At 33.9% G+C, this 22,820-nt stretch carries 30 protein-coding genes; 23 read left to right on the plus strand and 7 right to left on the minus strand.

From position 1 onward, the window contains the following. Positions 1–2 precede the first annotated feature (2 nt). Positions 3–1,262 carry an MFS transporter gene (locus AC4BC7_RS03540; RefSeq protein WP_490503869.1) on the plus strand — a complete coding sequence of 420 codons (1,260 nt, stop codon included), beginning with the start codon at positions 3–5 and terminating at the stop codon, positions 1,260–1,262. A gap of 15 nt (positions 1,263–1,277) precedes the next feature. Further along, on the plus strand, positions 1,278–1,658 hold the full coding sequence (locus tag AC4BC7_RS03545) for an iron chaperone (RefSeq protein ID WP_207940534.1): 381 nt from the start codon (positions 1,278–1,280) through the stop codon (positions 1,656–1,658). Between the two features lie 79 nt (positions 1,659–1,737). Here AC4BC7_RS03545 and AC4BC7_RS03550 read toward each other — a convergent pair whose 3' ends face one another. Genes AC4BC7_RS03550 through AC4BC7_RS03560 form a run of 3 tightly spaced genes read right to left on the minus strand, consistent with a single transcriptional unit; the run spans position 1,738 to position 4,622 of the window. Continuing rightward, positions 1,738–2,538, minus strand: coding sequence for a Cof-type HAD-IIB family hydrolase (locus AC4BC7_RS03550; RefSeq protein ID WP_490503870.1), 801 nt, complete (start codon positions 2,536–2,538; stop codon positions 1,738–1,740). Positions 2,539–2,541: 3 nt separating this feature from the next. Further along, positions 2,542–3,702 (minus strand): MFS transporter, encoded by a 1,161-nt coding sequence (locus AC4BC7_RS03555; protein ID WP_490503871.1) that lies wholly within the window; start codon positions 3,700–3,702, stop codon positions 2,542–2,544. Between the two features lie 11 nt (positions 3,703–3,713). Further along, the gene (locus tag AC4BC7_RS03560; protein ID WP_490503872.1) at positions 3,714–4,622 is read right to left on the minus strand and encodes an AraC family transcriptional regulator; all 909 of its coding nucleotides are present in this window, start codon (positions 4,620–4,622) and stop codon (positions 3,714–3,716) included. 146 nt (positions 4,623–4,768) lie between these two features. Between AC4BC7_RS03560 and AC4BC7_RS03565 the strand changes: the two genes are divergently transcribed. The 7 genes from AC4BC7_RS03565 (at position 4,769) to AC4BC7_RS03595 (ending at position 9,219) form a co-directional block, all read left to right on the plus strand. Continuing rightward, complete coding sequence (locus AC4BC7_RS03565; RefSeq protein WP_490503873.1) at positions 4,769–4,957, plus strand: hypothetical protein; 189 nt, start codon at positions 4,769–4,771, stop codon at positions 4,955–4,957. Between the two features lie 85 nt (positions 4,958–5,042). Continuing rightward, positions 5,043–5,267, plus strand: a complete 225-nt coding sequence (locus AC4BC7_RS03570) for a DUF2829 domain-containing protein (protein ID WP_207940538.1) — start codon at positions 5,043–5,045, stop codon at positions 5,265–5,267. Then, positions 5,264–6,004 carry a 3-oxoacyl-ACP reductase gene (locus tag AC4BC7_RS03575; protein ID WP_490503874.1) on the plus strand — a complete coding sequence of 247 codons (741 nt, stop codon included), beginning with the start codon at positions 5,264–5,266 and terminating at the stop codon, positions 6,002–6,004. The genes AC4BC7_RS03570 and AC4BC7_RS03575 overlap by 4 nt, the downstream gene beginning before the upstream one ends. 120 nt (positions 6,005–6,124) lie before the next feature. After that, positions 6,125–6,634 carry a QueT transporter family protein gene (locus AC4BC7_RS03580; protein ID WP_490503875.1) on the plus strand — a complete coding sequence of 170 codons (510 nt, stop codon included), beginning with the start codon at positions 6,125–6,127 and terminating at the stop codon, positions 6,632–6,634. Positions 6,635–6,713: 79 nt separating this feature from the next. Continuing rightward, a complete protein-coding gene (locus tag AC4BC7_RS03585) occupies positions 6,714–7,592 on the plus strand; it encodes a PhzF family phenazine biosynthesis protein (protein WP_207940541.1) in 879 nt (292 codons plus the stop codon). A 12-nt stretch (positions 7,593–7,604) separates the two neighbouring features. Continuing rightward, positions 7,605–8,381 (plus strand): PhzF family phenazine biosynthesis protein, encoded by a 777-nt coding sequence (locus tag AC4BC7_RS03590; protein WP_490503876.1) that lies wholly within the window; start codon positions 7,605–7,607, stop codon positions 8,379–8,381. Positions 8,382–8,394: 13 nt separating this feature from the next. Beyond that, positions 8,395–9,219 carry a dihydrodipicolinate synthase family protein gene (locus AC4BC7_RS03595; RefSeq protein ID WP_207940543.1) on the plus strand — a complete coding sequence of 275 codons (825 nt, stop codon included), beginning with the start codon at positions 8,395–8,397 and terminating at the stop codon, positions 9,217–9,219. Positions 9,220–9,349: 130 nt separating this feature from the next. Here AC4BC7_RS03595 and AC4BC7_RS03600 read toward each other — a convergent pair whose 3' ends face one another. Beyond that, positions 9,350–10,351, minus strand: a complete 1,002-nt coding sequence (locus tag AC4BC7_RS03600; protein WP_490503877.1) for an ROK family protein — start codon at positions 10,349–10,351, stop codon at positions 9,350–9,352. 156 nt (positions 10,352–10,507) lie between these two features. On the opposite strand from AC4BC7_RS03600, the gene AC4BC7_RS03605 reads away from it, so the two are divergent. Next, the gene (locus tag AC4BC7_RS03605; protein ID WP_490503878.1) at positions 10,508–11,311 is read left to right on the plus strand and encodes an HAD-IIB family hydrolase; all 804 of its coding nucleotides are present in this window, start codon (positions 10,508–10,510) and stop codon (positions 11,309–11,311) included. Positions 11,312–11,404: 93 nt separating this feature from the next. Here AC4BC7_RS03605 and AC4BC7_RS03610 read toward each other — a convergent pair whose 3' ends face one another. Beyond that, complete coding sequence (locus AC4BC7_RS03610) at positions 11,405–11,818, minus strand: MarR family winged helix-turn-helix transcriptional regulator (RefSeq protein ID WP_490503879.1); 414 nt, start codon at positions 11,816–11,818, stop codon at positions 11,405–11,407. A gap of 64 nt (positions 11,819–11,882) precedes the next feature. Here AC4BC7_RS03610 and AC4BC7_RS03615 point away from each other — a divergent pair, with 64 nt between their 5' ends. The 9 genes from AC4BC7_RS03615 (at position 11,883) to AC4BC7_RS03655 (ending at position 17,104) form a co-directional block, all read left to right on the plus strand. Further along, entirely contained in the window at positions 11,883–12,323 is a 441-nt protein-coding gene (locus tag AC4BC7_RS03615) for a GNAT family N-acetyltransferase (RefSeq protein WP_207940547.1), read from the plus strand. A 42-nt stretch (positions 12,324–12,365) separates the two neighbouring features. Beyond that, positions 12,366–12,539, plus strand: coding sequence for a DUF6366 family protein (locus AC4BC7_RS03620; RefSeq protein WP_207940548.1), 174 nt, complete (start codon positions 12,366–12,368; stop codon positions 12,537–12,539). Positions 12,540–12,555: 16 nt separating this feature from the next. After that, positions 12,556–12,774 carry a hypothetical protein gene (locus AC4BC7_RS03625; protein ID WP_207940549.1) on the plus strand — a complete coding sequence of 73 codons (219 nt, stop codon included), beginning with the start codon at positions 12,556–12,558 and terminating at the stop codon, positions 12,772–12,774. Between the two features lie 147 nt (positions 12,775–12,921). After that, a complete protein-coding gene (locus AC4BC7_RS03630) occupies positions 12,922–13,254 on the plus strand; it encodes a type III secretion system protein PrgN (protein ID WP_207940550.1) in 333 nt (110 codons plus the stop codon). Positions 13,255–13,590: 336 nt separating this feature from the next. Next, positions 13,591–14,472, plus strand: coding sequence for a cation diffusion facilitator family transporter (locus AC4BC7_RS03635; RefSeq protein ID WP_207940551.1), 882 nt, complete (start codon positions 13,591–13,593; stop codon positions 14,470–14,472). A gap of 278 nt (positions 14,473–14,750) precedes the next feature. Next, a complete protein-coding gene (locus AC4BC7_RS03640; protein WP_490503880.1) occupies positions 14,751–15,281 on the plus strand; it encodes a GNAT family N-acetyltransferase in 531 nt (176 codons plus the stop codon). Continuing rightward, the gene (locus AC4BC7_RS03645; protein WP_490503882.1) at positions 15,272–15,640 is read left to right on the plus strand and encodes an ACT domain-containing protein; all 369 of its coding nucleotides are present in this window, start codon (positions 15,272–15,274) and stop codon (positions 15,638–15,640) included. Before AC4BC7_RS03640 ends, AC4BC7_RS03645 begins: the two co-directional genes overlap by 10 nt. Before the next feature lie 12 nt (positions 15,641–15,652). Then, on the plus strand, positions 15,653–16,444 hold the full coding sequence (locus AC4BC7_RS03650) for a GNAT family N-acetyltransferase (protein WP_490503883.1): 792 nt from the start codon (positions 15,653–15,655) through the stop codon (positions 16,442–16,444). Positions 16,445–16,486: 42 nt separating this feature from the next. Beyond that, positions 16,487–17,104: a histidine phosphatase family protein gene (locus AC4BC7_RS03655; RefSeq protein ID WP_490503885.1), complete on the plus strand. Its 618-nt coding sequence runs from the start codon at positions 16,487–16,489 to the stop codon at positions 17,102–17,104. Between the two features lie 139 nt (positions 17,105–17,243). Here the strand turns inward: AC4BC7_RS03655 and AC4BC7_RS03660 are convergent, their stop codons facing one another. Continuing rightward, the gene (locus AC4BC7_RS03660; protein ID WP_490503886.1) at positions 17,244–18,131 is read right to left on the minus strand and encodes an AraC family transcriptional regulator; all 888 of its coding nucleotides are present in this window, start codon (positions 18,129–18,131) and stop codon (positions 17,244–17,246) included. A 107-nt stretch (positions 18,132–18,238) separates the two neighbouring features. On the opposite strand from AC4BC7_RS03660, the gene AC4BC7_RS03665 reads away from it, so the two are divergent. From AC4BC7_RS03665 to AC4BC7_RS03680, 4 genes are all read left to right on the plus strand, one after another. After that, positions 18,239–18,739: a GNAT family N-acetyltransferase gene (locus AC4BC7_RS03665; protein ID WP_490503887.1), complete on the plus strand. Its 501-nt coding sequence runs from the start codon at positions 18,239–18,241 to the stop codon at positions 18,737–18,739. 140 nt (positions 18,740–18,879) lie between these two features. After that, positions 18,880–19,317 carry a GNAT family N-acetyltransferase gene (locus AC4BC7_RS03670; RefSeq protein WP_490503888.1) on the plus strand — a complete coding sequence of 146 codons (438 nt, stop codon included), beginning with the start codon at positions 18,880–18,882 and terminating at the stop codon, positions 19,315–19,317. 65 nt (positions 19,318–19,382) lie between these two features. Next, positions 19,383–19,817: a VOC family protein gene (locus AC4BC7_RS03675; protein ID WP_207940558.1), complete on the plus strand. Its 435-nt coding sequence runs from the start codon at positions 19,383–19,385 to the stop codon at positions 19,815–19,817. Positions 19,818–19,856: 39 nt separating this feature from the next. Next, positions 19,857–21,212, plus strand: coding sequence for an amidase (locus AC4BC7_RS03680; protein ID WP_490503890.1), 1,356 nt, complete (start codon positions 19,857–19,859; stop codon positions 21,210–21,212). Positions 21,213–22,011: 799 nt separating this feature from the next. Here the strand turns inward: AC4BC7_RS03680 and AC4BC7_RS03685 are convergent. Further along, positions 22,012–22,563, minus strand: a complete 552-nt coding sequence (locus AC4BC7_RS03685) for a tyrosine-type recombinase/integrase (RefSeq protein ID WP_207940560.1) — start codon at positions 22,561–22,563, stop codon at positions 22,012–22,014. Positions 22,564–22,820: the final 257 nt, after the last annotated feature.

Below are 22,820 nucleotides of genomic sequence, written 5' to 3' on the forward strand. Positions count from 1 at the left end.
AAATGAAAGAAACTGAGTTTTCACTAGCGCATTGGCGTAGAAATTTTTATTTATTTTTAAGTGGGCAATTTCTATCAGGAATTACCAGTATGATTGTCCAATATTCTATTATTTGGTATTTAACTGAATTGACTGGTTCAGCCACAGTTTTAAGTTTTGCAACTATTTTAGGGATGTTGCCGATGGTTATACTCAGTCCTTTTGTGGGTCCTTTAATTGACCGCTGGAACAAAAAAACATTGTTGATAGTAACGGATGGAATTGTGGCAATTATCGCCTTGGTTTTATCCTTAGTGGGAACATTTTCAGCAGAGTTTCCATTGTGGTTAGTATTTATTTCTCTATTAGTGCGTTCAATCGCGCAAACGTTCCAAATGCCAACCATTCAATCTATTTTACCAATGATGGTTCCTGAAGAGGAATTAACCAAAGTTAATGGGCAGTTAGGGATGGTTCAATCTGCTAATTTTATTATCGCTCCTGCATTAGGTGCTTTCTTATTTGCGATTGTTCCTATGAATCAATTGATATTATTAGATGTGTTAGGTGCTATTTTTGGAATCGGCTTACTAATTTTTGTAACGATTCCTAAAGTCGTGTCACAAGGAGAAAAAGTTCATCTATTAACAGATACTAAATTTGGTTTGCAACAGTTAATGGCTAATAAAGGTCTATGGTGGATTACGTTAATTGGTTCAGCATTTACCTTAATTTTCATGCCTGCTGCAAGTATGTATCCGTTAATGACGATGGAATATTTTAATCGTTCAGTAGGAGATGCCGGTTTAATTGAAATGATTTATGCTATTGGAATGTTAGCAGGTGGGGCGTTAATCGGGATTGCTGGGAACTGGAAAGATCGAATGAAACCTGTGTTATTAGCCTATGTTGTTATTGGTATCACAATTGGATTAAGTGGTATCTTACCAGCTACAAAGCAAGGGTTTATTTTCTTCATTATCTTAAATGCCTTAGCAGGATTTGCTACGCCGTATTTTAATACGCTACTCATGGCAATGATTCAACAAAGTTATGATCCTAAATATTTAGGTCGGATTTTAGGAGTTCTTAATTCACTGATGAGTATTACTGGTCCAGTTGGTTTAATTTTTGCTGGTCCTTTAGCCGATAAAATTGGAGTAGAAAAAATGTTTCTCTTAGCAGGGATTGGTACATTACTCTGTGGAATCGTGACTTTTATCATTCCTGCTACACGCAATTATGACAAAGAATTACAAGCGAAGCTAAATAAAAAAGCCTAAAAGGAGGCGTTAGCGATGAGTAACTTATCTGAATATGTTGCCGCAGTAACCGATGATACAAAGCGTCAAAAACTTCAAGAATTATTCGATTGGCTTACTTCTGAATTTCCTCAACTTCAAATAAAATTCGGTTGGGGACAACCGATGTTTACTGACCATGGTACGTTTATTATTGCTTTTAAACATACAAAAAAACATATCACAGTTTCACCTGAAGTTGCAGGTATTCAAAAATTCGCAGATAAACTAGACATAGTTGGTTATGCGCATACAGAGAATACTTTTCGGATTACATGGGAACAAGAAGTACATTATGAATTGTTACGAGAAATGATTCAATTCAATATAGAAGATAAAGCTAATGAAACTAAATTTTGGCGTAAAGCGCCCAACTAGACGAAACAATCATTAAAACAAACCCGAACGGTACACTTTTGCTAGGCTAAAGCAAAAAAGACGTTCGGGTTTTTTTTGTTTAATCGAGATAAGTTTCAATGACAGCAAGTACGCCAGAATTATTGTTAGAAGGAGCTTGGTATGTTGCCGTTCTTTTAACTTGAGGGCTACTTTGTTCCATCGCATAACTGTGCTTAGTTAAACCAAGCATTTCTAAATCGTTGTTGGCATCTCCAAATGCTAAAAGCTCATCAGGCATTATCTGCCATTTTTTTAATAATTTTGCAATTGTGCTACCTTTTGTAATATCGGGAATAATAATGTCAATACTTCCATGACCACTAGCTACTGCTACTAACTGTCCATCAAATTGTACATTTAATTGCTTTACCACGCTGTTCGTCTTCTCAACTTCCACATCCAAAGCGATTTTTACAAAGACATCATCAGGTAGCGTATTAAATGAAGACACCTCTGTTAAGTGATAATAATACTTCTTAGCGAACTCTTTGAACTGTTGACTAGCTGAAGACAACAGATAAGCGCTTTTTACGCCACATACGATAAATTCTAACGTATAATCATTCGTTAATAATACCGACAGAAGTGTTTGAACAAAGGTCGATGAAAACTGACTGACACTCTGTAAGTTTTGATTTTCCCCAATAATTGCTCCGTTCTCTGCAACATACACAATCTCAGCATCTTTTCCAGGAAAAAAAGATTTTAATTGATAATATTGATTCCCGCTAGCTACGATGAATTTGATTTGTTTTTTACATAATTGATGATAAATCCGTTCAAAGCGTTGAACATCATAGCGACTCGTTGTATCTAAAAAAGTTCCGTCCATATCTACAGCAATTGCTTTGATCATCATTATTTACCCCTTTAATAGTTGATTTAATCGTTCGGTACTAAAAAGCATTAATAAAGCGAAGAAGGCTAGGAAAAATGGATAAATGGCAAGAGAGGTAACTGACGCTAACCAACCAAAAAATGGCGGGACAAAAGTTGTTCCAACATAAGCAAATGCCATTTGAATACCGATGACGGATTGTGAATACTCCTTACCAAAATTAGTAGGTGTCGCATGGATAATCGATGGATAAATCGGAGCACAACCGACGCCAACAATAATTAATCCAGATAATGCCCAAAATGTTTGGCTACTTGGTAAAAGGATAAAAAGTAGACCAATTAGAATAATCCCTGTGCCTACACGAATTAATTGTTTGTCCCCTAAACGGTCAGCAATAAATCCACAAATGAACCGACCAAAAGTAATCCCTAAAAAGAAAAAGGCAGCAAAACGAGCAGCGATATCCGGATGAATATGTTTGGCCGTTACTAGAAAGGTGCTTGCCCATAACCCGGTTGTTTGTTCAACGGCTGAATAAGCAAAAAAAGCAATTAAAATAGCCCAAATTCCTTTGAGTTTTAATATTTCACTAAAACTTAACGCTTTTGTTGTCGAATCACTAGTATAAGTATCTTTTTGTCGTTTCCAGAGTGGTAGGCTGAAAAATAATACGGCAGTTAAAATCAGCTGTAAGATACCAATTGTTCGATAACCGTTATTCCATGATTGTCCGTTTGTTAAATAAAAACTCATGATATATGGACTAATCGCTGCTCCGACACCCCAGAAGCAATGCAGCCAATTCATATGACGAGAAGTATAATGCAAGGCAACATAGTTATTTAATGCTGCATCCACAGCACCAGCACCTAGGCCATAAGGAATCGCCCAAAACACTAATGCTAAGAAGTGAGTAGAAATAGAAAAACCGAATAGTGCAATTGCAGTTATTAACACGCTTAATGCAGTGACGAGACCTGCCCCAAATTTACGTGTTAATTTATCCGAAAACAGACTGGAAACAATTGTTCCACCAGCGATGGTCATAGTAATAATCCCAGCATAGGACACTGAAACCTGCAGTTCTTGGTGCATGACTGGCCAAGCTGATCCGATTAAGGAATCAGGTAAACCTAAGCTGATAAAAGCAATATAAATAATGGCGAGTAGTAATGAATACATCTTGTTCTCCTTTAAAAGTAAGTTTTTAATTTATTGTTTTTACGATAATGCAGAGGGGTGACGCCGTATAATTCTTTAAATTGTTTTCCGAAATAACTTGAAGTAGAAAAACCACATTTTTTGGTAATTTCTTCAATTGATAGTGTTGACAGTTTTAATAGTTTGCTTGCTTGAAACAAACGATATTCGTTAATGTATTCCATCGGTTTTTTATTGGTAAATTTTTTAAAACAACGAAAACATTCTGAACGACTAATCCCAATTTGTTTACATAATTCATCAATGGTAAACTTATTTGCATAATTTTGATAAATGTAAGATAAAATCGCCTTGGTTTCTTGTTCTTTTGAACGATGAGGTGCCTGAATCATAGGATTTTGTGTATCCACATACTCCACAACTAATTTCCAAACTTTACTTGCTTGAGTAATCGCTTCTAATTCAAAATAAGGCATATTGGGTGTTAAGCGTTGCCCGCTTTGAATACTGTGAAGTAATTGTTTTTGACTAACCGTTGTGGGTTGTAGATGAAACCCTTGAATCGAACTTTCAATAATTGTTTGAAAATATTTTTCAAACAATTGAGGTGAGCCTTGCGTTAATAACGTATGGGGAAATAAAAAACCAAAAATTTGATTCTCTTTTTCTTGATTGTCAGCAATAGCCATATGTAAGACGCGAGCATTGATAAAAAAACCATCTCCTTTTTTTAACTTAAAATGGGTACCATTGATAAAATAATCAAATGAGCCTGACAGTACATAGCCAAATTCAAACGAATCGTGCCAATGACAATTTAATGTATCATCTTTTAATTCACTATAGTCATCCACCCAACAGTCATATAAAAAGTTGTTAACCGGATAATCAAATTGTTCTTCTAAATTTGGCGTTACTGGAATTTCACGATAGTTTTGCATAGGGTCTCCTTTGATACTATTTTTATATTTAAACGAAAATTATTTGATAAATATGATACAATTGATACTATAATAATATTTTTGTTTTTCGTTTTTGTCAACGGAAATTGAGATAAAATATCAAATAGTAGAAAGAGGTGGCGTTAATGAATAAAAAAACGTATTTGATATTGAAAATCATCTATTTCTTGCTTCTAATTGCAGTAGTTCTTGTGTTTGGCCGAGCCATATATTTAGGTAATAAGATATATATCGTTGTTTTACTGTTGCTTATTATTGGAATGACGAAAGATTTATGGTTATTTAAAAAGAACGTAAAAGAAGAAGATACGTAAAGAAAAGATCAAACAGACTAGAAAGCGAGGATGGTTTTCTAGTCTGTTTTATGTTACAACTAGGAGAGAAAATGGAGGGATACTAATGACATTTGAAGAAATTTTACCAAAGTTAAAGCAAGGCAAAAAAATTATTCGTGAAGGCTGGGGTGGATTCGAATTATACGTCACGCTTGTTTCAGGAGAAGAATATGAGGGTTGTCCAGTCACGCCTTATTTTTTAATTAAAACATCCGATGAAGGCTTTTCGAGCTTTGCACCAACCGTTTGTGATATTTTGGCGGATGATTGGAAAGTCGTTGAAGAATGAGCGAATTTCAAAATAAAGTAGTGTTTGTTACAGGTGCGGCTTCCGGTATTGGTTATGCACAAGCTAAAGCATTCTTAGAAGCTGGAAGTTTGGTTTTTGGTGTAGATATTCAGCATGATTTTAGCAATTTAACCGACCATAGTCATTTCAAATCATTTTCAGGTGATTTAAGCCAGGCTGAAATTTGTCAAGAAGCCGTTTTAGCTTGTCAGAATTCTTTTGGTGACGTGGATATTCTTTTGAATACTGCCGGAATTTTAGATGACTATCAAACAATTGAGGAAACCGAGCTTGATTTATGGCAAAAAGTTTTAGCGACTAATTTGACAAGCATGTTTGTGATTACAAAAGAAATTTTACCTCAAATGGTTAAAAAAGCGTCAGGTACTGTTATTAATATGGCATCGGTGGCGAGTTTTGTTGGTGGTGGCGGTGGTATTGCTTATACGTCAGCAAAACATGCCGTGGCTGGCTTTACGAAACAATTAGCGTTAGATTACGCTGGAAAAGGAATCCATGTCAATGGTCTGGCACCAGGAGCAATTCAAACACCAATGAATGCTGCTGATTTTGCTGGAGATGGTGCGATGGCAAAATGGGTAGCAGAAGAAACACCCATGAAACGTTGGGCTCAACCAGAAGAAGTTGCCGCTGTTACGCTCTTTTTAGCAAGTGAGCAAGCTCGTTACATGCAAGGAACAATTTTACCAATTGACGGAGGCTGGCTATTAAAATAAAAGCCTTGCAAACTGAACATTTTTCATTATCATGAATAATAGTGGTTTTCCACACTGCGACACTTCAATCCTTTGGTCGCAGTTATTTACCAAGGCACGTCCTTGCAAAGGAGAAAAGACATGAATAAAGAAAAAACACGTTCAGTTACTCATTGGACAACACAAGAAATAGCAAAAATGGCACTAGTTACGAGTTTATACGTCGTTGTAACGGTCGGATTATCCGTTATCAGTTTTGGTGCTGTACAAATTCGATTATCAGAGATGTTTAATTACTTCGCATTGTATAATAAACGCTATATTTGGGCGGTAACATTAGGCGTTGCGATTGCTAACTTCTCTTCACCGAATGGCTTAGTAGATGTTGTTGTTGGGAGTGTCGGTACGTTTTTGGTATTACTTGTAAGTGTTTATGCAACGAAACGAATTCAAACTATGAAATATAAAATGGTGATGACCGCCATTGTTTTTGCAGTATCTATGTTTACTGTAGCTGGACAATTAACCCTTTTATATGGCTTACCCTTTTTCTATAACTGGTTAATTATCGGTGTAGGAGAACTACTTTCGATGACTGTTGGTGGCATGATTGTTTATACCATCGACCAAAAAATCGATTTAATAAACTAATTATAAACGCGTATCTAGGATTGAAGATACGCGTTTTTTTCTAGTATAATAAATGACAACACGCAAAGGAGGTTTTTCGATGAAAATTCAAGTGGAACATATTGATGCATTCAGTTCATTACCAAATAAAGGGAATCCTGCGGGTGTGGTACTCAATGGTGATGACTATACAGAGGCAGAAATGTTGAAAATTGCTGCAACTGTCGGCTTTAATGAAACTGCATTTGTTTGCCAGTCAGAAATTGCGGATTTTCAATTCCGTTATTTTACTCCTGGACATGAAATGAATTTATGCGGACATGGTACAATCGGCGCAGTCTACAGTTTGTATCGTCATAATCGGTTCGCGGCAAAAAAATTTACAATTGAAACAAAAGCTGGCGTTTTACCCATTCAAGCAACAGTTGAAAAAGAACAATTAGTTGTCACCATGCAGCAGACTACGCCAAAATTCCGAAAATTCAATGGATCAACGGCACTTTTAGCTAAGGGATTGGGTTTAACTGAAACTGCGATTGATTCACGCTATCCGATTGTTTATGGTAATACAGGAATTTGGACACTCGTAGTTCCAATCAAGGAATTAGCCAGCTTTCAACAAATGGTTCCAAATAATCAACAATTTCCTGAAATATTAACTGAAATTCCTACAACATCGATTCATCCATTTTGCTTTGAAACAGTCCATTCAGACAACGATTTACACGCACGCCATTTTTCTTCACCTTATTCAGGAACGGTGGAAGACCCCGTCACAGGGACAGCTTCAGGCGTGCTGGGTGCGTATTATCAAACATATGTCAAAAAACAGACATCACCACAGACTATTTTCGTAGAACAAGGGATAGAAATGAATCGAGATGGTCAGGTAGTCGTGCATGTAACTGGTGACGACCAATTACAGATAGCCATATCAGGAACTGCTGTGTATGTAGATACAATCGTTATTAACTTATAAGGAGCCAACGAGATGAAACAATATATTGTCGATGCCTTTACTCAAGAAGTATTTAAAGGCAATCCAGCTGCTGTGTGTATTCTGGATACTTGGTTATCTGATAGCCATCTACAAGCAATTGCCTTAGAAAATAATTTATCTGAAACAGCATTTGTTGTAAAAAAAGCGGGTCACTATCATTTGCGTTGGTTTTCGTTAAATGGCGAAATTGATTTGTGTGGTCATGCAACATTGGCAGCAGCCTATGTAATTGCCAATTTCTATGAGCATACGGCAGAGTTGATTTTTCACACGATGAGTGGCGACATCGCTGTTAGTCAGCAAGAGGAACGTTTTGAAATCAGCTTTCCTTCATTTGATTTGGAAGAAGTTACGATTACAGATGAACTGGTTGCGGCAATAGGTTGTCAACCAACAGCAGTGTATCTGGGCAGAGATTTGTTGTGTATTCTTGATACAGCAGAAGATGTTTACTGTGTCACTCCAAATCAAGAAAAAATTGCTGCATTAGACGGATTATTATTGCATGTGACAGCTAAAAGCGAGGGAGAATATACCTGTGTTTCTCGAACCTTTGCGCCAAAATTAAATATCGCCGAAGATTCTGTATGTGGGAGTGGGCATTGTCATATTGTTCCTTATTGGGCAAAAAAATTGCAGACTGAGACAATCATTGCTTATCAAGCATCTGCAAGAGGAGGTATTTTATACGGTACTTATGCGGGTGATCGGACTAAATTAGCCGGGTATGCAACTTTGTTTGCAATAGCGGATATTTTCATTTCATAAAGGAGTTAAGATAATGAAAACAAATTTACAATGTGCGTATCACATAGCTGTTCCAACGGCTTTTTTCAAAGATGAAGAATTAAATGTTTCCGCAACAATTCAACATGTGTCTCACCTCCAAAGACAAGGAGTGTCTTCCGTTTTAATTTGTGGTTCAACTGGAGAACAGCACAGTCTTACTCTGGAAGAAAAATTAGCTTTAATTGAAGGCATTGAACAGACTGTTTTCCCTGAATCTTTTGAAATTCTGTTTGGTGTCGCCAGCATTCGTCAAAAAGAGGCAGAACTATTGGCTCAAGCAATTGCTCATTCAACAAAAATTGCGGGCGTATTGTTAGGTTTTCCACCTTATATTTTACCAACCCAGCAAGAAGCAAAAGCTTATGTTTTAGCAATAGCAAAAATCATTCAAAAACCAATTATTCTATATAATAATCCTAAACGAACGGGTTTTGATCTTGCTGTTGCAACGATGAATGAGTTAATGACCATTCCTCAACTTATTGGATTGAAAGAAGCCGGCGTGTATCAACGAATTTCGCAGTTTCATCTCCCTAAAAATCGTAGCTTTTATTTCTATGCAGGTGGTGAAGCGAATCTAGCTGAAAAAATTACGTTAGGCTTTACCAGACTATCTTCCATTGGTGGCAATCTCTATCCAAAAGAAATGGAACAATGGTTTCAAGAATTATTAGCCGGAAAAAACAGTCCTTTTTGTCATCAAGAAGCACTAGATGAATTATTTAGTGAGAGCGTACTACCTGCACTCAAGCAAGCCATCAGTGAGAATGAAGGCATTAAAATGGGAAGTGCCCGTTTACCGTTGGGCAATACTTAGGAACTAAAGACATCATATAAAAACAAAAACTATTCGAACGATAGCAAGTGAGGAACACTAATTCTGGTGAATTCGCAGACACTTATCGTTCGGATAGTTTTTATTGTTAATAGACGTGTTCATAGCCCCGTTATAGTTGATAAATACTCTCCGAAGTTACTAACCAACGTAGGCCATAAGTCAAGGCCGTCTGAAAATCTTCTACAAAGAGTAAGTTGGGTTGATTGATTTGTTTCGCTAAAAGAGTGGATTGCTGGATTGCTTGGCGAATAGTCGCTTCTTCAACTGAATCCGCAGAGATGATAAAGGTATCTGGAGCAAGCACGGCATTATAGATGGCTAGAATTTCTAACAAACTGGTCATAAATGCTGCAGTAGTATCTGGCGTAGCCGCGTCAATGAGGTGGGGAAGGAATTTTGCTTCTCCTGCTAAATTATGACCACCTTCAATCAGTCCGTCGTTCGCATAAATGGTAATTCCTGGCATACTATTTTCGGGATAAAAAATACCTACAATAGTTTCTAGTTTACTTAACTTTTGCTGAATTGTAGTGCCCACGGTTAATAAATGCGCGTCATTTTGAACCAATAAGGGGATTGAGGAATGCTTGGACCATTCGCTTTCAAATTCCCAATGATCGAATAAACTTTCCCAGCTAGACAGAACAACGCCATTATAAATTTTTCCGGGAAAAGATAAACCGATTTTAGTTAAATCAAAACCTAAGTGGGTAAAATGGGTGAGTTTCTCTATAAAAAATTCCATTGAGATATCGGTAAAATCAAATCTTGCGTCATATTTGACATCTCCCGCTAAATTGACAATTTTTCCAACGATACATAAGGAGCGTTTCGCATGGATTCGTTGTTCTTGGATACTAAGCAATAGAAAATGGCTCAAGTCATAATTGAAATGATAACAAATGGCAGGGCGTCCCAAAGGTGGTTGAACCATTTCGCCTTCGATGATAATATTTTCTGCAACTAATTCTTTGACTAAGGTATTGATTGTCACAACGCTAATTCCGGTTTCCTTAGCCATCTCAGCTTTTAAGGCTGTACCTTTTTGAAAAAGAAAGGATTTGAGGATTGCTAAGTTTTTATCTCTAATTAGATTTTTGTTTTTAGACATTGTTAGCCTCCAATTTAATTAAATAAGTTAATTAATAATAGCTTCAATATAATATAGATTCACGGAAAAGTAAAACGTTGACAGAAATCTTATTGACAAGTTTTATTATAATTAATATACTTAATTAATAAGTTTAACAAAAAGAAGAGGATAGCGATGATTAAATTAATTATTACCGATTTAGATGGAACTTTTTTAAATAATAAAGGAGAATTCGACAAAGCTTATTACAAAAAAGTGCGACAACAAATGAACGAGCAGGATGTTTATTTTGCTGCATGTACTGGAAAACAATGTGAGCGAGTGGAAGAACTTTTTGGCGATGAAACCAAAGATATTTGGATTTTAGGTGATAGTGCGACTCGTATCAAACATGAAGGTCAGTATGTCTATGAATCACTTCTTCCGAATCAATTGGGGCGTCGAATGATTGCTAAGTTAGCTACAATTGCTTCAGATCACGTGATTATCGCTTGTACACCAACTGCAGCATTTATTCAAGACTCTGTTCCAGAAAAAGAAGCAAAAAAAGTGCGTGGTTCGTATGCTGTTGTAAAAACATTGGCTGATTTACAAAAAATCGAAGAAGATTTTGTTAAAATTACGATCTATGATCCGAAATTACGTTGTTTTGATAGTGTCTTAGAATTGGAGGAATTTAAGAATGAGACGTATATTGTTGCTTCAGAAGCCGCGTGGATTGATATTTCAAATTACGGTGTGCATAAAGGAACAACAGTAAAAGAATTGCAACAGCTCTTAAATGTCACAGAAGCAGAAACAATGACCTTTGGCGATGGATTAAATGATGTTGAACTGATGCAAGCTGCGACATATAGTTTTGCGATGCGTAATGCTTTTGAAGAAACAAAAAAAGCGGCAGCATTTGTAACCACTTCGAATGATGAAAATGGTGTCTTATCAACAATTGAAAAGATATTAGCTTTACAAGCAAAATAAGCCAAAAACAAACATATCTATAATTTCATAGATATGTTTGTTTTTTTAGATACAGTTGCATTTGCAACTGTATGTGGTAAAATAAACCCAACATTAATTAGTTAGGTTTATTTTTTGTAATAATTGATTGAGTAGTTGTTTTTCTTCCAAAGTCAATTGTTGTAATGCTTGCTGAATATAGTGGCTTTCAAGCGTATGTAATGTCTGATAAATTTCTTGTGCTTTTGGGGTAGGGAAGAGTTGATTAAATTTTTTATTCATAGGATTGGTTTTTCTAATTAAATAATTTTCAATCTCTAGTTTTTTTAATGCACGACTGAGTGTGGTTTTATCAATTTTGACTAGTTGTGCTAATTCAGACTGAGAGATACCTTCATTTTCTACAATACGAATTACATACAAAAATAAATTATTATCTAATTGATAAGTAGCCGCATATTGATTCATATCCGTTGTTGCTTGTCTGGAAATCGAACCAATTAATCGAAATAGTGCAATATCATTCATAATGAAACTCCTTTATGCTTGTTGTTCACTATTTTACAGGATTATTTAGAAAAGAGGAACTGCTATGTGGAAAGTGAAAGGCTTAAAAGAATTGACTAGTGAGGAATTGTTAGAGGTTTTACGTTTAAGGATTGATACATTTGTCGTGGAACAAACACGAATTTATCATGAAGTAGATGACTACGATAAAGTTGCTTATCACGTATTTTATCAAACTGAACAGGGAGTCGAGGCTTATGCCAGAGTATTTAACCTTGAAGATCATGTGACGTTTGGGAGAGTTGTGATTCAAAAAACTTTACGTGGAACTGGTCAAGGGAAAGAGTTAATGACACATATTTTAGAAACGTGTCAAACGTATTTTAAAGGACAAGAAATTGTGATTGAATCGCAAGAACAGGTAGTATCCTTTTATAAAAAATTTGGATTTGAAATTATTGGAGAAACCTTTATTTTTGAAGGCACACCGCATGTGGAAATGAAATTAGAAAAAGCTGTGCTATAATTATATTATAAGTAATAACTCTACAGAATGGAGGCAAAGGAGATGAAGAAAGACATTAAAAAACAACATCCAATTTTTGATGTAGGTGGGAACCTCAATCGTTTCATGACTGGCAATCATGGTGATCAGTATCATCAAAATAGTTGGAAAGATACCTTAATTATGATTGGGATTGTCATTGTTGGCTATATTGTGTATGTGACATTTTTTAAATAAGAAAGGGGCAGTAGTGATGGAAGAATCGATTTTTTTCAATAAAGGTAATGCAATTTCTTCAAATGTTGATTTGAAAAGTTTATATGAAACCGCGCAAATCGAAAAATATCGTGGAACGAATGAAAAATTTGTTATTGTACAGAAAAATCGTGACGGCGAGTATATTTTATTTAACAAAACGGATTTCGACCAGTTAACAGATCGCGAGGAATATCAAATTGTGGAACATATTTAATTTACACAAATAAAAGGAATGAGAAGACGAATCGTTGCTCATTCCTTTTTTGTCTAAAAAATTGGCTTTCGTTAAAAAAGGGTGCTATGATAAGGATAATTACTATTATTGCGTTCACGATATACATAAAAAGGAGGCAAATCAAATATGACAATCAATACTTATGTCTACCCCCATCCAATCAATGTTTTTGTTATTCGTGACTTAGGTGTTTCATTAGATAGATTGTGCGAGATGCATGGTTTCAAGCAATCAACTGTTGCTTCTTGGATTCATCGAGATCGTCGCATTGAATCACTGCCCGTATCGTTTATTTATGCCTTATCTTTAGCATCCAGTCGTAGTATGAACACAGTATATAGTCGCTTGTTAGCTTTACAAGATGACTATGATAAACAATTGGCACAGAATAAAAAGAAGGCAAAAGAGCGCCTAGAAGATGTAGCAGAAGCAATTCCTTTACAAGATACCATGGAGTAATTGTAGAAAATCCTCGTTTCCCGTGCATAATGAGGATTTTTTTCATGTCAGATAATACAAAAAATTCCTTCCAACCATATCACTCAAGCATTCACATTACTCGATTCATTTGTTCTCTACTCATTTATTGAGTATATAATAAATGAAATATTACGTGTAGATAAACGTTGTTGATTGTTACTAACAAGTTATTTTTAAGGGTTACTGATTCCATTTTTTGGTGCACTGAAACCTAGGTTATATGTGCTACCAAAAACATTACATTTCTCAAATGTTCACCTTTTTTCAGAAAATTTTTTGTATGATAAGAGCACTCATATTAATGGAGGGATAATCATGCACAAAGATAGACAACAAGACCTCAAAAAAGCTGAAACCGGTGCAATTCTTAGCATCGTTTCCTATATTATTGTCACTGTACTAAAATTAATTGTCGGAAATTTCGCTAATTCTAAAGCACTTATTGCGGATGGATTAAACAATTCTACCGATATTATTGCCTCAATCGTCGTATTCATTGGGTTACGAATTGCTCGCAAACCCGCAGACAAAGATCATACGTATGGCCATTGGAAAGCTGAAAATGTTGCTAGTTTGATAACCTCTTTTATCATGCTATTGATTGGATTAGAGGTGCTTTATTCATCGATACAAGCCATTTTGAAAAATGACATGCATAGCCCTGATAGTAGTGCCGCAATTGTTGGTGTAGTTTCTGCAGTTATCATGTATGGTGTCTACCTATACAATAAAAAATTATCCGAAAAGGTACGTAGCTCTGCACTATTAGCTGCTGCAAAAGACAATCGAAGTGATGCCTGGACCAGTATAGGAACATCTATTGCTATTTTTGCTGCTTCCTTCAATTTAGGTTGGTTAGATAGCTTAACTGCAGTCGTGGTTGCTTGTTTAATTCTAAAAACAGCTGTCGATATTTTTAGAGAAAGTGCTTTTTCGCTATCAGACGGTTTTGAAGAAGACTTGTTAGCGGAATATTCGGAAGCAGTGAAACAAGTTGCTGGCGTAGATGAACTGGTGTCCATTCGTGGTCGTTATTATGGCGCAAATATCTTTTTAGATGTTGTTATAAAGGTAGATAAAAATCTAACAGTCGAAAAAAGTCACGCCATCGCGGATGAAATTGAAACGATTTTATATGAAGAATTTCATGTATTTGATACCGATATTCATATTGAACCATTTAAACAGACTAGTTGAAAAACTAGCTGTTTTTTTTGACCTGACATTTGTAATTATTATACGAGAGGTGATTCTACAAGAAAAATTTCATCAAGCTAATAAACAAGCTTTGTAGATTTCAAAAATTGTGATACGTCATGAAATGTTTTCGCATTGCAAATGGAAATAAGTTACAATCAATATATTGATAATCGTTTTTGGTGAAGAAGAAATTCAGCAATAGAACACTTTTCTTTTTGAAATCGTCAAAATAAAGTGAAATAAGAAGTAGTAGAGTGAATAAAGGAGTTGAATAAATGATTTTAGAAACCAACCGTTTACGTTTACGAGAATGGCGTGCCGGAGAAGAGACCATTTTAAAAACATTTTTAGGTTCTGATGAAGTAATGTATGCTTATGAAGGTGGATTTAATGACCAAAAAATCATGGATTGGCTATCTTGGAACTTCGCTTTATATCATGATAAAGGATATGGTCTTTGGGCAATTGAAAGAAAATCAGATGGGAAGGTTATTGGTGAGTGCGGATTAACCGATCAAACCATTGATGACACAACTTATTTAGAAATCGGTTATCATTTAATATCTAATGAGTGGCACAAGGGCTATATGAGTGAAGCTGTGCAAGCAGTTAAAACCTATGCATTTGAAGTACTAAAAGCAGAAGAGGTAGTATCGATTGTACGTGATACCAATCTATCATCAATGAATGTGGCTATTCGTAATGGTATGACAGTATTTAAACGTGTTACGAAACATTATAAAGGCATAGATATGCCACATTATATTTTTAAAGTCAAAAAAGGAGCTGATTTATCTTGTTATTAACTGTTTTATCAGAAGAATTCTCAGTCATTCAAGTATCCGACATATCAATGATTGATTTGGCAATCTCACCACTTTTTATTGGACAAACTGCAGATGAAATTTCTGTTGTTTTACCCACGAAAGCTATCACGGTTTCTACATTAAATCGTGAAGATTATTGGAAAGTTTTTAAAATTGACGGAGTTTTGGATTTTAGCTTAGTAGGAATTTTAGCTAAATTAGCAACTATCTTAGCTGAACAGTCAATCAGTATATTTGCCCTATCAACATTTAATACCGATTATATTTTAGTTAAAACCGCTGATTTTGAAGAGGCTAAGAAAGTCTTGCTTCATCAGGACTATCAGATTCAGGAATAAAGGGAGGTATTCATGGAAAATCCCCAAATTATTTTACGTCAAACAATAGATGTACAACTTTATCAGAAAATTAAAGAGTTAGAAACAATTTGCCTTCAGAATGAGGAAGTTGATTCGTATAAACTAGAACTAGATTATAAATTAAAGAATAGTATGTCTCATGAAAATAATCAGAAAATCAATGAATTTTTATATTTTATAAATAACAACTTAATTGGTTATCTTGGCATTTGCGATTTTGATAACGAAGTATTAGAAGCTACTGGAATGGTTTATCCTAATTTTCGGAATCAAGGTATTTTTACTCAATTATACAATCTTGTTCAAGCTGAATTTAATAAACGACCAGCCAAAGAATTATTGTTTATTTGCCCCAAAGATTCAAACACAGGTATTCAGTTTATCGAAAAGAAGCAAGCAGCGTATCATCATGCTGAATATGACATGTACTTAAATAGTCATTTATTTGTTCCTATGAATAATTATCATTTAGAGCTAAAAGAAATCGACACTCAAAAACATCTTTTTAATGGGCGAATAGGAGATACAGTGGTCGGTCAAGTTCGTATCGAAGTAGTGGGGGAACTTGGAGGAATTTACGGCTTAGAAATATATCCTAGTTTTCGTAGACAAGGATATGGGCGTGAATTATTAATGCAAACCATCGAAAAACTATTAACTTTGGGAATCAAGAACGTATTCTTACAAGTTGACACTATTAACGAAAATGCGCTATCTCTCTATCAATCTTGTGGATTTATTGAAAAAAATGTCATGAATTATTATTCGATTTCTAAAAAATAAGTTACTACTGCAAAGTTGATAGCATATAAAAGAGGAGAAACTATGAAAACCATTATTACCATTCAACACACGGAATCCATTCATCACTCCAATGGTATGATTGGCTCTTGGACAGATTGGGAATTATCAGAAAAAGGGCATCAACAAGCCAAACGACTTGCTGAGAGACTGGCACCAACCATCGCTTCTCAAAAATGGCTACTGTACAGCTCTGATTTAAAAAGAGCGCAACAAACAGCAAGTTATCTTGCAAAAAGTTTGGAAATAGAACTTCATTTGAGGGAAGAATTACGTGAAAGAAATTTAGGAGAAGCTGTTGGAAAATCGGTGAAGTGGTTTCAAGACCGCTTAATTCCCGAAGAAACAGTTTACGATCGTCTCATCCCATCTGCTGAATCTCGCAGCGAATTATGGGAACGTCTAGTACCGATTGTCCATGAAATTGATAAATCCGAACAGGAAAATTTTATTTTAGTTTCCCACGGTGACTGTCTTAGTGTTTTCAATGCCGTATGGTTAGGTCTTGAAAAGGAAACATTAAATACAATGGATTTCTACGGTCAAGCAGGCGGTGTATCTTTTTTGTATGATGAGGGTAGAAAAAAGAGAATTCGTAGATTAAGTGATATGTCATTTGTCACGGAGTTTATTGAGCATTAAAAAGAGAGAGTGAAAAGAAACAAAATTGGAGATATTATGCAGATTTTATAGACTTGGACGGCCATTTACGAGAAGTACTTTTGAATAACTTTAACCAGCTCCATCACTCCTGTCTCTGAATGTAGCTGGTTACTATTTTCTAATAAAAATCTTTATATTGTTTTGGTGGGTAACCAAATTGTTTTTTAAATGCTTTGATAAAGTGACTTGATTGATTAAACCCTACCTTTAAAGCTATTTCTGAAATAGACGAATCTTCCTTTAATAGCAAATCTAAACTTCTCTTAATTCGGTAATTAATCAAGTAGTTATATGGTGTAGTGTGTGTAAATTTTTTAAACGTACGTGTACATTCAGAGATACTGATATTGGTACTTTCAGCAATGTCATTTAATGAGGTATCTTCAAAATAGTGTTCATTGATAAATTGAAGCATGATTTGCATCCGTTCATAATGCAGATAAGATTTAGTTGAAATTTCTTTGTTTGGAATCTCTTTGATTGCTCGGATAAGGATCAACCAAGACTCTACAAGTAAAATTGAAATCTGATACTGCCACGCAAAGTCTCTTTCTTGAATCGTTAAATAAATTTCTTCTATTTCTAATAAGTTAGCAAGGATTCTATTTTGCCAAGAACTGTCCAAATGAAGTGTTAGGTAAGGAAGGACTAACTTTTCTGTATACGGGTTTACATAATTTATTTCTATTCTACTATTAGGAGAAAATCCCAATAATTCTTTTGGAAAATTGATGCTATGATACTTCGAATTTGTTTCCATTTCAATCATTTGATGAAGGACGCCACTATTTATAAATATACCTTCATTTTCTTGAAGTATAAGATCCTCACCATTTATTTGAATCGAAATCTTTCCTTTTTTTATAAGTGTAAACTGTAATTCCTCATGCCAGTGTAAGTCATTAAAGCCACGCCCTTGAGGAATAGTTCCAGTCATATCCGTTTGATAGATTTCAAAGGGGAAGCGAGGGTCATTGTATTGATTTTTTTCATATAAAATAGTCATTTAAATCACCTTTTGACGATATTTTGTTATAATTACGCAGAAATTTTGCTATAAATATTCTTTTTTTGATGATATTATTATATCATTAAATTCATAGGAGTGAAATGATGACTATTTTATTTTCAGCATATAAGCAGGAACATTTAAAACAAATGACCGATATGTGGAATGCAGTATTATTGGACGGAAATGCTTTTCCTGGAGAAGAATATTATTCAAAAGCTAGTTTTGATAATTATTTACGAGAACAATCTTTAGTGACTTGTGTCTGGCTAAACGGAGAGTTAGCAGGTTTCTTTGTGATTCATCCCAATAATATTGGAAGGTGTGCGCATGTGGCAAATGCAAGTTATGTAATAGATAAGAAATTTCGAGGTAAAGGGATTTTTAATCATATGGTTGGGCAGTCGTTGATTCAATCTAAAGAATTAGGATTTTTAGGCATGCAATTTAATGCTGTTGTGTCCACAAACTATGCTGCGATTAAAACATATATTAATCATGGATTTGAGATAGTCGGTACTATTAGAAATGGATTTCGTATGAAAGATAATAGTTTCTCAAATATGTATGTGATGTATCGAGATTTGAAGAACAAATGTAGTTAGATGACTACATTTTATTTTTAGGAATAGTTATAACTTTTTACGATGATCAATAACTTCATTTACAAAAAACGCTCAGTATAATATTTATATTATTGGACATAAGTAAACAAAATTTATGAAACATATGGAGAAGAAAAATTATGAACAATTGGAAAATTGAAGTAGGGAACACACCATCTTTACTAGCCTCTAATTTGTATGTTCGAATGGAAGTTTTTGTTCTTGAAAGAAAGCTATCTTTAGAAGAAGAATTCGATCAAAATGATACGTGTCAAACGACTTATGCTGTACTTTTTGATAAAAATAAACCAGTTGCTACAGCTCGTTCTATTAAAGAAAGTACAGAAATTATGCGCATTGGACGTGTTGCTACTTTAAAAGAGTATCGAGGACAACAGTGTGGTAAAAAAGTGTTGCAAAGTCTAGAAAATTTAGCTGTTTCCCAAAATTATAAAAAAATTCTAATCCATGCTGAAATAACAGCTGCAAGATTTTATGAAAAACTAGGTTATATTCAAATAGGCGATATTTATGAGGAAGATCAGATTCTTTGTATCACATTATTTAAAAACATTTAACTGGTAGCTCAATAAAGTCGCAGCAAAATTGGATGCAAAATAATCTATCAAAAGGAGTTTTGACAATGAATAGAATTAATTTAATATGCTTAGGTGTTAAAGATTTAGAAAAATCTTTATTATTTTATAAAAATATTGGCTTTCAAACTCAAGCGAAAGAAGATGCGGGGATTGTCTTTTTTAATAATCAAGGAACTAAATTAGAATTGTTTCCAATTGAAGAACTAGTGAAAGATATCAACGCAGATAATCCACCAGAAATTAATCAATATAAATTCTCGGGTATAACACTAGCTTGTAATATGAAATCAAAGCAAGAAGTGGATGATTTGTTTTTGCGTGTAAAAGAAATTGATGGAGTAATTGTAAAAGAACCACAAGTAGTTGAATGGGGTGGGTACAGTGGATATTTTCAAGATCCAGATGGATACTATTGGGAAGTTGCATATGCTGATTCTTGGGAATTTGACGAAAATGATATGTTAGTTATAAATTTTTAAAAACTACCATTGGCACAAAAGATGATTGGAGTTGATTAGATGACTACAATAAAAGATAATTCAATAGAAGAAGTCAGAAAAATGATTGAATTAAAGCAAATGACTCCTACTGATTTGGTACATTCGTATTATAAAAGAATAGCAGTTGTTGAACCTATAATTAATGCTTTTTCATTTCTTAAAGAGGAATATAGCGTAATCGATGAAATAAATGTTCTGTTGAGGAACCAAGTTAATCAATGTCCATTATTGGGAATTCCTTATGGTGTTAAAGATTTAGTTCAAGTTGAAGGATTGCCTTTAGAAGCTGGATCAAAAATTTTAAAAGGTAATATAGCAACTAAAAATGCAACAGTTATTAACAGATTAAATAGAGCTGGTGCTGCTTTGATTGGAAAAACTACAACTGCTGAATTTGCAAGTGGTGGTGGCGCGCCAAGTACTAAGAATCCTTGGAATTTATCACATACCCCTGGTGGTTCAAGTTCTGGCTCTGCAGCCTCTGTAGCTTCAGAGATGGTAATGTTTGCTCTAGGAACTCAAACTTCAGGATCAGTAATCAGACCAGCTTCATATAGTGGAGTAGTCGCTCTTAAACCAACTTTTGGACAAATTAGTAAATCTGGAATAATCCCAGCTAGTTGGAGTATTGATTGCATAGGTATCTTTACTAAAAATGTAAAAGATTTAAAATATATTTACAACGAGATAGCAGGTTTTGATATTAAAGATCAATACACTTATCCTTATAAAAATAAAGTTTTACATTTGACAAATGGTAATCTATCAAAAAAATTTAAAATAGCAGTTTTAACTGATGATTATTTTATGGCTACTATCGATATTATGGATAATTTTCAAAAAGTTATGGAGAAATTAAGAGATATGGGGCACGAGATTATCTCTATAAAAATGCCTGCACTTTTTGAAAAAGCAAACGCTGCACATAGCGTTGTTGTAGATTCTGAAACAGCTTTTTATCATTCTTCTTATTTCAATAAAAAGAGAGAATTATTTAGCACAGAGCTAAGAACTGATATTGAAGAAGGTTTATCTTATTCTGCTCATGATTATTTAGAAGCCCAAGAAATGAGATATGAATATCAGAAAGAATTTGTAAAGATTTTTTCTGATATAGATTTAATAATTACGCCTGCTACTCCAGAAACTGCACCAGAAGGGCTTAAAAGTACAGGCTCTCCTAAGTTTAACAAACCTTTTTCCAACGCCGGTTTGCCGGTCATTACTATCCCAATAGCCTTATCTGATAAAACAAATTTACCTATTGCTGTTCAAATTATTTCCGATTTTGATTGTGAGCAACGTTTGATAGATATTGGAGAGCAACTTCAATTTTATTACAAACTACCAGATTATATGCCCAATTTAATTTAGCAATTTAAAAAAGCATTCAATTTATTGGGTGCTTTTTAGAGAGTTGCAAATTTGATTTATAATTTAACTGGCTTAAAAATGTCTATTGGATTACAACTAGAGAAATATCAAAACTATATAAATATGTATCTATGTTTGCTGATTTTATATTGGTGCATCGGATATTAAAAGTGGAAATTTGATTTCGTGTATTATGTACAAAGTCATTTGAAACTAGGGGAGGACCAATGAGTTTAAAGGATTAAAAACATTCATTTCAAATATCATTAAAAAAATATATATTTTAGTTTACATAATATATATTATACAAAGTTATATCGGAAATTTAAGTAGTGAATAAGCTAATAATTTTACAATTTTAGCCTCTCTTTTGTTGATTATTAACTAACAATCTATGTGTTTACATCTTTATTCGTTATTTTTATTTACAGTTATTTAAAAATAATAATTATTTTATTTTCATTATCCCAGTATCTATTCATCTATTCAATAGTTATTTCTCCAATAAACATTCATAGATTCAAATTTAACATTATAAATTATATTCAAATTATTGCTATACAGTCATATTTAATTTCATAGTTTCAAAATTTATATATCAAAAACCACTCATGGAATTATTTTTCTTCATGAGTGGTTTTTGATCATTTTACATAGATTCTTTAACTGCATATTAGTTATTTATCCGAATAACTATAATATTCAAATTATTATAAAATAGCTTTAAAAAAAGAAAAAACAGTTTACATAACAAATAAATTTACATAATTAATATATAATAAACTAATATTTTTGAAGATCAAAACCCTAAATGAAATCCTTCTAAAGAGTTCCCAATTTCGTCTGCGTTGATTCCTATATACTTTTTAGTCACGCGTTCGCTGCTGTGATTAAACAATTCCATTAAAGTAGCAACATCTCTAGTTTTCTTGTAGTAGTGATAACCAAACGTCTTTCTAAGTGTATGCGTGCCAATATCTTCTCTATCTAAGGTGTTTGCAACGCTTTGAAATATTTTGTATACAGCATTAACTGTTAGATGCCCACCCTTTTTAGACGGAAATAGAAATTCGTCGTCTTCACGTCCATCAATATATTTTCCAATCAATTCTTGCATATTATCTAAATAGAGAATTTTCCTTTTGCCTGTTTTTTGTTCGATAATAACCGGGCGTGCTGAATAGCGAATGGTTTTTACTTGCAGTTTTACGATGTCTGACATTCTTAATCCGGTATTAATTCCTAACAAAAAAAGAAAAGAATCTCTTTCTGGATTTGCTGTTCGTCGTAAGCAAAATAAAAAATCATCTATTTCTATTTTCGTACGTAATGGTTCAACATTATACGGCATAAAATCCCTCCAAATCAACTATTCATTATTTTTATATTATATTAACATAATAAGGAATTAAAATAAATATTTTTAAGAAAATCAATAAAATCAATAATTCTTATTCATGAAAATCATACAAATAGTGAATAAGATTGCAAAATAACTTCAAAAAGCAATCAATAAATAACGTGCGTTAGAAACGCATTCTAAGAGCTTTTCAAAATATTAATATGAATTTCTATCTAATCCAATGAACGAAAAAACACAGATGAAAA

It is taken from the genome of Enterococcus sp. AMC1623 (assembly GCF_058216495.1).